General features: G+C 60.0%; 8 protein-coding genes. 7 read left to right on the top strand and 1 reads right to left on the bottom strand.

Features of this window, described 5'->3' with window-relative positions; translation table 11 throughout:
* Positions 1–291: 291 nt before the first annotated feature.
* Complete coding sequence (locus tag C1725_RS16435; RefSeq protein ID WP_428829606.1) at positions 292–948, top strand: transposase; 657 nt, start codon at positions 292–294, stop codon at positions 946–948.
* Positions 949–1,164: 216 nt separating this feature from the next.
* Here the strand turns inward: C1725_RS16435 and C1725_RS16430 are convergent, their stop codons facing one another.
* Positions 1,165–2,253, bottom strand: a complete 1,089-nt coding sequence (locus C1725_RS16430) for a DUF2961 domain-containing protein (RefSeq protein WP_102412767.1) — start codon at positions 2,251–2,253, stop codon at positions 1,165–1,167.
* Positions 2,254–2,599: 346 nt separating this feature from the next.
* Between C1725_RS16430 and C1725_RS16425 the strand changes: the two genes are divergently transcribed.
* The 6 genes from C1725_RS16425 to C1725_RS16400 all read left to right on the top strand — a co-directional run bounded on the left by C1725_RS16425 (position 2,600) and on the right by C1725_RS16400 (position 9,771).
* Positions 2,600–4,174 carry a type 2 periplasmic-binding domain-containing protein gene (locus tag C1725_RS16425; protein WP_102412766.1) on the top strand — a complete coding sequence of 525 codons (1,575 nt, stop codon included), beginning with the start codon at positions 2,600–2,602 and terminating at the stop codon, positions 4,172–4,174.
* Between the two features lie 297 nt (positions 4,175–4,471).
* Positions 4,472–5,389, top strand: coding sequence for an ABC transporter permease subunit (locus C1725_RS16420; RefSeq protein ID WP_102412765.1), 918 nt, complete (start codon positions 4,472–4,474; stop codon positions 5,387–5,389).
* Between the two features lie 13 nt (positions 5,390–5,402).
* Entirely contained in the window at positions 5,403–6,281 is an 879-nt protein-coding gene (locus tag C1725_RS16415) for an ABC transporter permease subunit (protein WP_102412764.1), read from the top strand.
* A 41-nt stretch (positions 6,282–6,322) separates the two neighbouring features.
* Positions 6,323–7,444: an ADP-ribosylglycohydrolase family protein gene (locus C1725_RS16410; RefSeq protein WP_102412763.1), complete on the top strand. Its 1,122-nt coding sequence runs from the start codon at positions 6,323–6,325 to the stop codon at positions 7,442–7,444.
* Positions 7,445–7,495: 51 nt separating this feature from the next.
* Positions 7,496–8,266 carry a cache domain-containing protein gene (locus tag C1725_RS16405; protein ID WP_102412762.1) on the top strand — a complete coding sequence of 257 codons (771 nt, stop codon included), beginning with the start codon at positions 7,496–7,498 and terminating at the stop codon, positions 8,264–8,266.
* Positions 8,263–9,771 carry a helix-turn-helix domain-containing protein gene (locus C1725_RS16400; RefSeq protein WP_102412761.1) on the top strand — a complete coding sequence of 503 codons (1,509 nt, stop codon included), beginning with the start codon at positions 8,263–8,265 and terminating at the stop codon, positions 9,769–9,771. Before C1725_RS16405 ends, C1725_RS16400 begins: the two co-directional genes overlap by 4 nt.
* Positions 9,772–9,808 lie beyond the last annotated feature (37 nt).

The following is a 9,808-nucleotide window of genomic DNA, read 5'->3' as shown; positions in this document are numbered from 1 at the left end:
CGCGGACATCATAAACCCACGATTGTACGTTTACGGGACGAGGTTCAAGAGCTTGTTCGGCGTTGGATGGATTATGAAGAAAAGCTCAAGACCTTGGGAGACGGGCGAAACAGCTTTTCAAAAACAGATCCGGATGCAACGTTCATGCACATGAAGGAAGATCATATGCGCAACGGGCAGTTGAAGCCGGGATACAACGTACAGTTTGCAGTCAACAGCGAATACATCACAGGAATCGGAGTTTTTTCGGCCAGAACGGATTATTCAACGCTTTCCATCCTGTTGAAAACCATGGAAGAATGGCAGAAGGCTATCTACAAAAGAGTCTGTTTGGATTCGGGTTATGAAAGCTTGCTCAACTACCGGCATCTGGCAGGGAACAAGCAGCTGGCATACATCAAGCCCAATAACTACGAAGCCATAAAAGAGAAAAAGTTCAAGGCGCAGATCGGACGCAGAGAGAACATGGCATATTACGAACCGGGGGACTATTTCCTGTGCAAAGCCGGAAGGATGCTGGTGCGGATTTCGACAACAACCGAAAAGGAAAAAGACGGTTCCCGGAAAGAATTGGCGCATTATCGCTGTGAGGATTGCTGTGCGTGTCCACATCGTGCGGCATGCTGTAAAGCCAAGGATCCCGAAAAGCAAAAGGAACTGGTTGTCTGCTGGGAAATGGAACATCTGCGCAAAGCTTCACTGGAACGAATCACATCTGAGGAAGGAAAACTGCTTCGAGTGAACCGCTCCATTCAGGCAGAAGGCAGCTTTGGTCAACTCAAGCATAACCGCAATTTCAAGCGCTTTTTGACCGGTGGTCATATCAAGGTGATGACGGAGCTATGCCTTCTTGCCCTCTCACAGAACATCCGTAAGCACATTTCCAAATGCAACGCCCAAAGGCAGAAAACGCATCTTCTGCGTCCCAAAGCGCTGCTGAAATTCTGATTTCCCAGAAAAACTGTTTTTGCTAATAATAAACAGACGCCCTAAAAACACGATTGTGTTGGACGTCTATTTGCTGTTCGATTATTTGCTGAAATTGGCTGCGTTGTGACCATAAAAGAGTACAACAATGGCGGTGCCGCAGATTTTTTAATCTGCAACACCGCCTGTTTCTTTTTTGTATGCTTTTTCCGCGTCCGAAGAGCGCGGAGGGCGCGCTCAGATCACTTCCAGCGCATCGCGGTCGGGGAGCGGGGGGAAGGGGCTGGAGGGCAAGTCCTGATACCAGAACGCGACGGAGGAGATGTCGTCCTGCAGGGGCAGGTAGCGGCCGTGGCTGCGCCAGCCGAGGGCCTGAATCGTCACGCGCAGCCGCTTTTCAAAGCGAACGGGGTCGGTGATGTGCCAGCGGTAGAGGCCGAAGCGCTGCTGCGAGCGGTACAGGCCGTCCGGCTCGATGACCTGCGGCATGCCGCTGTAGGGGGTGGTGAACGCCTCGTAGCGGTGCGTCTTCTGGTTCTCAAAGTTATAGGAGCCGCAGAAGTAATCCTCCGTGCCGGTGCCGCAGATGGTGGGCGCGTCGGTGTCGGAGTCGATGTAGAACTTGATTTCGCCCTCGCCCCACCAGTTGCAGCTGTTGACGCCCCAGCACATGTAGACGCCCACGTACTGGCCGTGGCCCTCGACGCCGTCTAGGAGGGTATACACGTCCTTATAGGGCAGCGGATTCACGCGGCGGAACTGCGCGTGGAAGTAGGCGACGTTTTCCGGGAGCTCCGTCAGGGTGTAGTCCACCTGATAGTAGAGCACCATGTCGTCCACCGAGCGGTTCTCCATGGTGATGCGGCAGCGCTTTTTGAAGGGCATCTTCCAGTAGCAGTTGAACGCGGAGCCGGGGTTCACGCAGACCGCCAGCGAGGTCACGGGCGCGTACTGTCCCCAGCCGCAGGCGAAGAAGTCGCCCACCGGGCACTCGACGCTGGGCTGCTGCTGGTCGTCCCAGTAAAAGCGCAGGATGGAATCGCGCCATGCGCCCGTCGGCGTCATCCAGATGTGGTCGATCGTACCGGGGCCCTCGATGTCTCCGATTTCGTAGGTCGTCCCGGCCTTGATGACGACGAAGGGGTTGACCTTCCAGCCGACGCCCAGCTCGCGCGCAGCCTCGCGGGCGCTGCCCTGGTCGAGCGGGCAGAGCGCCCCGCCGCCGGGCGCGCCGTTCCTGTTTTCCGGGGAGAGGGAACGGGATTGGGCGTTTGTTAAGAGGGCGAGATCGGACAGGCCGCCGCCGAGCGGGTTTGAATGATGCATCGCAGAAAACCTCCTTTATGGGTGACGCTTTGTTTCTCGCATACAGTATAGCAGGCTGCGCCGATTCTTCATAGCAATGCTTTGTTCGCGTATACGAAAAGGCCCTAAGGCGTGGCCGCCGCTGAAATTGCTAACGTGAATAAACGGTATATGCCATATAAAAAAGATGGAAAAGGAGAGGGAAAGGAGCGAAAAAGAAGCGGATTCATGTTGAAATAGGATCTTTTTGTTTCTTTACACGCCGAAGAAAAGACGATACCCTTTGAATTACGAAAACCGCTGCGGAGCGCGCCCGCGGCGGCCTAAAGAAAGCACGGCCCATCGTGACGAAAGGGGTATTCATCAGATGAAAAAACTGCTTGCCCTACTGCTCGCCCTCGCGCTGACGCTCGGCGCGGCGGCCGCTCTGGCGGAACCGGAGCCCTACACGCTCCCGCTGAGCGAGGAAACCGTGACCTTTACCTATTGGAAGCCGACGCACACGAACGCCCGGCAGCTGATGACCGACTACAACGGCAATGAGATTTATCAGGAGCTGGAGCGCCGCACGAACGTCCACATCGAGTGGATTCATCCGGCCGCGGGCCAGGAGGCGGAGCAGTTCAACCTGCTGGTCGCGGCGAACGACCTGCCGGACTTTATCTGCATGGAATCCGGCGCGTCTTACCCGGGCGGCGCCGCCAAGGCGATCGCGGACGGCGTCTTCCTCCCGCTGGAGGATTACGTCGCCCAGTATTGCCCGAACCTGACGGCGATTTACGAGAAGTATCCCGAGATCGCCAAGCAGATGAAGACCAACGACGGCCATATCTGGGGCTTCGGCGAGCTCATGCTCGAAGAGGACAGCACCGGCCCGATCTCCCCGTGGGCAGGCCCCGCGGTGCGCGTGGACTGGCTGGAGGAGCTGGGCCTCGACATGCCGGTGACGCTGGACGACTGGCACGAGATGCTCGTGGCCTTCCGCGACCAGAAGGGCGCGCAGGTGCCTTTGATTATGCAGAAGAGCGGCCTGCCGGGCATGCATGAATTCATCAGCGCGTTCGGCGTGGCGAAGGACTTCTACCATGAAAACAATGTCGTGAAGTTCGGTCCCCTCGAAGCGGGCTACAAGGAATACCTGACGCTGATGAACCAGTGGTATCAGGAGGGACTGCTGGACGTGGACTTCCCCTCTACCGCTTCGGATGCGAACTTCTACGCGGAATACCTGACGACCGGCAAGGCGGGCGCGATCTGCGAAACCTATCAGGACATCGTGCCGCTGTACAACGCGCTGCTCGGCGATCAGGGCAAGATTGCCGCCGTTCCCTACCCGAAGAAGAACGCGGACGACCAGCTGCACATCGGCTGCCTCACGCATGACGTCGAAACGGGCCATTCCACGGTCTACGTTAACGCGAAGCTGGACCCTGAAAAGCTGCCGATCGCGATGCGCTGGTGGGATTACATGTACTCCGACGAAGCGTTCATGCTGTGCAACTGGGGCATTGAGGGCCTTACCCACACCATCGTGGACGGCAAGCCGCAGTTTACCGACCGCGTCCTGAAGAACGAAGAGGGCCTGGAGTACGCGCTGTGGGCCTGGAAGTACAAGATCTTCAACGGCACCTTCCGCTACACGGGCTACGCCATGCCGCCGGAAAATGCGCAGGCCAGCCTCGACTCCATCACCACCTGGGCGAAGGACAACGACATGGCCAACATGCTGCCGCCCTCGAGCATTCCGCTGGAGTACAGCGCGGAGTACAACGGCATCATGACCGAGGTCTATACCTACCGCGACCAGATGGCGCTCAAGTTCATCCTCGGCACGGAGCCGCTGGAGAAGTACGACGAGTTCGTCGAGACGCTCAAGACGCTCGGCATCGAGCGCGCGATTGAGATTCAGCAGATCGCGCTGGATATGTACAACAACCGTTAAAACGCGCGGAGCCGTCCCGGGCTGACCTAAGAGGAGCGCGGGACGGCTCCTCTGGCCATCGGCAAAGTCGATGGCCTCGTGCAAAATGAAGATTCATTTTGCACGAAGGATACGGGAGAAGTTTTCCTCCGCAAATGCTGCGGAAAACGCCCCGCCCGACTGGCAAAGCCGGTCGATACGATTCCACAGGAAGGGGAAGTTTCCCCTTCGTACATCCCCTCTGGAATGTTGTTGCTTTATTGATAATCTGAGGAGCGCGGGACGGCTCCTTCTTGACGATGTAGGGGAGGTGAGCACATGCAAAGAGCGATGGGCGTGAGGCTGAGGCAGGACATGCGGCGCAACGGCACCATGTACCTGCTTGCCTTGCCGATGGTGCTCTTTTATCTGGTTTTCTGCTATGGCCCGATTTACGGGCAGATCATCGCGTTCAAGGATTTTTCGCCGGCGCAGGGCATCATGGGCAGCCCATGGGTTGGATTTAAACATTTCGCGGCCTTCTTCAAGGCGCGCACGTTTTCGCAGCTCATCACGAACACCGTCATGATCAGCCTGTACCAGATCGTGTTCGCCTTCCCGGCGCCGATTCTGCTGGCGCTGCTGCTCAACGAGGTGCGCTCCAACGCCTTCAAGCGAGCGGTTCAGACGATTTCATACATGCCGCACTTCATCTCGCTGGTCGTCGTCTGCGGCATGACGCTGGAATTTACCAAGTCGGACGGCGTGGTCAACAGCATCATCATGGCGCTGGGCGGCAGACGCATCTCCTTCTTTACGACGCCCGCCTGGTTCCGGCCGATTTATACGATCACCGACATCTGGCAGGGCATCGGCTGGGGATCGATCATCTACATCGCGGCGCTTTCGGGCATCGACCCGCAGCTGTACGAGGCGGCGACCATGGACGGCGCGGGACGGTTCCGCAAGATGCTGCACGTCACGCTGCCGGGCATCAGCAGCATGATCGTGGTGCTCTTCATCCTGCGCATCGGCCAGGTGATGAGCGTGGGCTTTGAAAAGATCATCCTGCTGTACAACCCCATGCTCTACGACACGGCGGACGTCATATCCACCTACGTATACCGCAAGGGCCTGATGGAGTTCAACTACAGCTACTCTGCGGCGGTCAACGTGTTCAACTCCGTCATCAATTTTACGATTCTGGTGATCGCCAACGCGCTTTCACGCCGCGTGACCGGCAACTCGCTGTGGTAAGGGGGAAAGGAAAATGGTAGAGAAAAAGGATCATATCTTTCCCGCCGTCAACGCCGTCGTGCTCACGGCCTTTACGTTCCTGTGCCTGTATCCGATTCTGTACATCGTCTTCGCTTCCTTCAGCGAACCGGGCAGGCTCATGCAGCATTCCGGAATTCTATGGAAGTCGCTGGGCTTTACGTGGGAGGGGTACGCCCTCACGCTGCGCAACCCCAACATCGCCTCCGGCTACGTGAACACGATCTTCTTCGTGGTCGTCGGAACGACGCTGAACCTGCTGGTGACGGCCATGGGCGCGTTCGTCGTCTCGCGCCGGGATGCGATGCTGGCGGGGCCGATCATGAAGGGTGTCATCTTCACGATGTACTTCTCGGGCGGCCTCATTCCGCTGTACCTGATGGTGAACAGCATGGGCCTGAACAACACGCGCATGGTCGTCATTCTGGTCAGCCTCGTCTCCTCCTGGAACCTGATCGTCATGCGCACGTCGTTTCAGGAGATTCCGGTGAGCCTGGAGGAGTCCGCCAAGATCGACGGCGCGGGCCCGCTGACCATCTTCGCGCGCATCTTCCTGCCGCTCTCCGGCCCGATGCTCGCGACCATGACGCTCTTTTACGGCGTGGGCCACTGGAACGAATGGTTCAACCAGATGATCTTCCTGCGCGACCGCGCGAAGTTTCCGCTGCAGCTGATCCTGCGCGAAATCCTCATCAATAACGACATGAGCACCATGACGAACATGAACAGCGTCGGCACCTATACGAACGACATGTATCAGGTGCTCGTCAAGTACTGCACGATCGTCATCGCTACCGCGCCAATCCTCTGCCTTTACCCGTTCCTGCAGCGCTTTTTCATCAAGGGCGTGATGATCGGCGCGGTCAAGGGCTGAGGAAGCGCTGACTGGGCGCATATCGAAAGGAGATTGCCGCCATGGCTTATTATCGCAACCTTACCGCGCACCAGCCCGACGCGCTGGAGGAGATCCTCGCGCTGCGCCCCGAGGGGGCGGACGCGCCCGCGCAAAGGCCGGACAACCTGCGCGGGCGCATGCTGGGCGCGCTGATGGGCCGGTGCGCCGGATGCGTGCTGGGCGTTCCGGTCGAGGGCTATTCAGTCATGCGCATGCAGGCGCTCGCGCTGGAATCCGCGACGCCCTTCCCGCCGACCGCGTATTGGCGCGCAACCGACCAGCCGGATTACGTGCATTACGAAAAAAACCTGCGTACGGCGTATCTGGAGGATCAGCTCTGCCAGGTTCCCGTAGACGACGATATCACGTACACGATTCTGAACCTGCTGATACTGGAAAAGTACGGGAAGCGCTATTCGATCGAGGACGCGGGCCGGATGTGGGTCGATATTCTGCCCGCAGCGTGCACGGCTGAGGACGAAGCGCTGCGTCAGCTGCGGTCGGGCACGAAGGCCGCCTTCGCCGCGAATTCCAATGAATTCGTGGAATGGATCGGCGCGGCGATCCGCGCGGACGCCTTCGGCTACGCGGCGGCGGGCGATCCGGCGGGAGCAGCCAGAATGTGCTATAACGACGCGTACCTGACCCACCGTCAGAACGGAATCTACGGCGAAATGTTCTGCGCGGCCGCGGTCGCGGCGGCGTTTACGGCGAAGACGCCGCTGGAGGCGGTGCGGGAGGGCATGAGGCAGATCCCACGGGGGAGCGAGCTGTACAAGGCGCTGGAATGGGCCATGGCACAGGCGCCGAAGAATTACCTGCGCGCCCGCATGCTGATCGACGGGAAGTTTCCAGATATGCACGCGGTTCATACGATCAACAACATGTGCGCCATCGTGTTCGCGCTCAAGCTCGGCGGCCTGAACTTTACGAAGTGCGTCAGCGAATGCGTCGCCATGGGTCTGGACAACGACTGCACCGGCGCGACGGTCGGAAGCATCGTCGGCGCCTGTATCGGTATTGATAATATCCCCGCGTACTGGTATGATAGGTTTAACGACACCCTTTGCACGTATCTGCGGGGATACGACGCCCTGTCCATTCAGAATGTGGCGGATCGGTTCGTCGCGTTGAACGACTGATGCGCGTTCCCCGTATGGAGGTGTGGAGGCTGAGGATGCGGGAGGATTGGAATGCGCCACTTTCAACGGAGACGGCTCAGCGTCTACTGGGTACTGCTTGCGTCTTTTCTGCTCATGCTGATTCTATCGACAATCGCCCAGGCGATTGCGGCGCTTCAATCCAACCAAATTCTGACCCGCGAAATCGAGCGGGCGAACGACGCCAGCCTGGAAACGCTGCGCGCGTCCTTTGACGACACGTTCAAGGTGCTGCAGGAGTGGTGCATGGAGCTGTCGCTCGACACGCAGCTCAACAGCCTGATCGCCCAGCAGGGCGTGCGGCGCAGCCCGCAGAGCGCTTACCTCAACGTGCCGGTGGTCAAACGGCTTTCGGAGGTCCGCTTTGCTTCCAGCTATGTGGGCGGCCTGTACATCTACCTGTTGAAGGGCGATTACGTGCTCACCCCGGAGGGCAAGTATTCGGCGGAAGAGTATTTTCAAAAGCACTTCGGAGACGGACAGACGCTGACGCTGGATGCGTGGCGGCAGATGCATGAACAGCCGTTTTTCCGGAAGTATGAGACGATCACCGCGCAGGCGGACAGCGCGCTGAACAGGGCGTTCCTGTTCTACAGCCTGCCGGTGGGCGCGGCTTCCTCGCACAGCGCCGTGCTGGGCGTGGAGCTGAGCATGGAGAACCTGAACCGGCAGGTAACGCAGAACGAATGGCTGTCGGGCGCGTACGTGGGCATCATCGATTCGTCCGGGAACGTGATCTCCCTCGGAAGTGGGGGGGGGGGGTACTCCGCTGCGCGCAGCTTGGCCCGGACGGCATGCACATGAAGCTGCAGCGGATTCAGGGGCAGGAATTTTACGTGACGGACATCGCCTCTGAGGTCAACGGATGGCGCTACATATCGCTCATTCCGCGCAGCGTCTATCAGCGGCCGCGCGATACGCTGCTGCTGTTCTTCGCGGCTGTGCTGGGGGTGACGCTCGCGGTCGGCGTGGCGCTTTCGTTCCTGCTTGCGCGGTTTCACTATACGCCGGTGCAGCGTCTCGTCCGGCTGATGGACGCGGAGCCCGAGGCGCCGGAACCGCGCGGCGCAAAGAACGAATATGCCGCGCTGGAGATGTCCATCCAGTCCGTTCAGCGGGAAAACTGGGCGCTCAGCGAGCTGAACCGCGACCAGGAGGAGGCGCTGCGCCGCCGGTTCCTTACGTCGCTTTTGCAGGGCTCGCTGGTGGACGCCTACGAAATCGAGGGCGTGCTGCGCGAGTGCGGCATGCGGCTGAAGGGGGACGGCTACGCGGTCGTCGTCTTCGGCCTGCGCGCGGGAAGAAGCCCGGCGCGGCCGTGCGGGACGCTCGAAGGGGCGATTCGCACGCACCTGCTGCCCCGCCTGGACGCGGCCTACGTGCTGCTGGAAAGCGAAGCGTGCGTCATCGTCAGCGGAGAGCGGGATGGGCGGGAGCGGCTGCGCGCCTGCTTGGAGGCGGCGCTCGCCGCCTGCGGCGGGGAGGCGGCGGAGGCCTGCGTGAGCGCGGTGCACGAGGACGCGGGCGGCATCCACGAGGCCTACCTGGAGTGCAGCGAGCTGCTGGAGTACGCCCATCTGATGGGGCTCGGCGGGGTTTGCTTTTACGGGGACATGCCCCAAAGGAGCGAGGATCGCATGGTCAACACCATGGTGTCGGAGGAAAAGCTGATAAACCTCCTGCGCGCCGGGCAGTACCCGCAGGCGCAGAAGGTCTTCGGGGAGATGCTGGACGAGACGTTCCGCGTGGGCGGCATGTCGATTCAGGCGATGAAGTGCAACCTGTACGGCCTGATCTATTCGCTCAGCCGCATCGTGGGCACGCCCTGCTCGCCGGAGCAGCTGCCGGTGCTGGAGACGCTGCGCCCCGTGGAGCGGCTGATGGTCTGCAAGACCGTGCCGGATCTGCGGCGCGAGATGAACGCGCTGCTGCGCGAGATGGACGAGGCCATGCGCGCCTCCGTGCCCCCGCGCGTGGAGGGCGCGGAGCTGGTGGACGGGGCCTCCGCCTTTATTCAGGCGCGCTACGCGCAGCAGGACCTCTCGGTCGCGATGGTCGCGGAGGCGATGGGCGTGACGCCCGTCGCGATTACGCGCGTGTTTCAGCGGCTGCTGGGCATGGGCACCCTCGATTACATCCACCACACGCGGCTGAAGGCGGCCAAGCAGCTGCTGAGCGCGAGCGAGCGGAGCATCCGCGAAATCGCGGAGCTCACCGGATACAACAACAGCGTGACGTTCATCCGGGTGTTCAAGAAGTACGAGGGCGTCACCCCGGGCCAGTACCGGGAAAACGAGCAGCAGGCATAGCAGACGCCCCGGCTTTCCGTAAAGAAGGCCGGGGCGT

The organism is Beduinella massiliensis, from assembly GCF_900199405.1.
GTDB classification, from domain to species: domain Bacteria; phylum Bacillota; class Clostridia; order Christensenellales; family Aristaeellaceae; genus Beduinella; species Beduinella massiliensis.
This window is presented reverse-complemented; position numbering and strand designations above follow the sequence as displayed.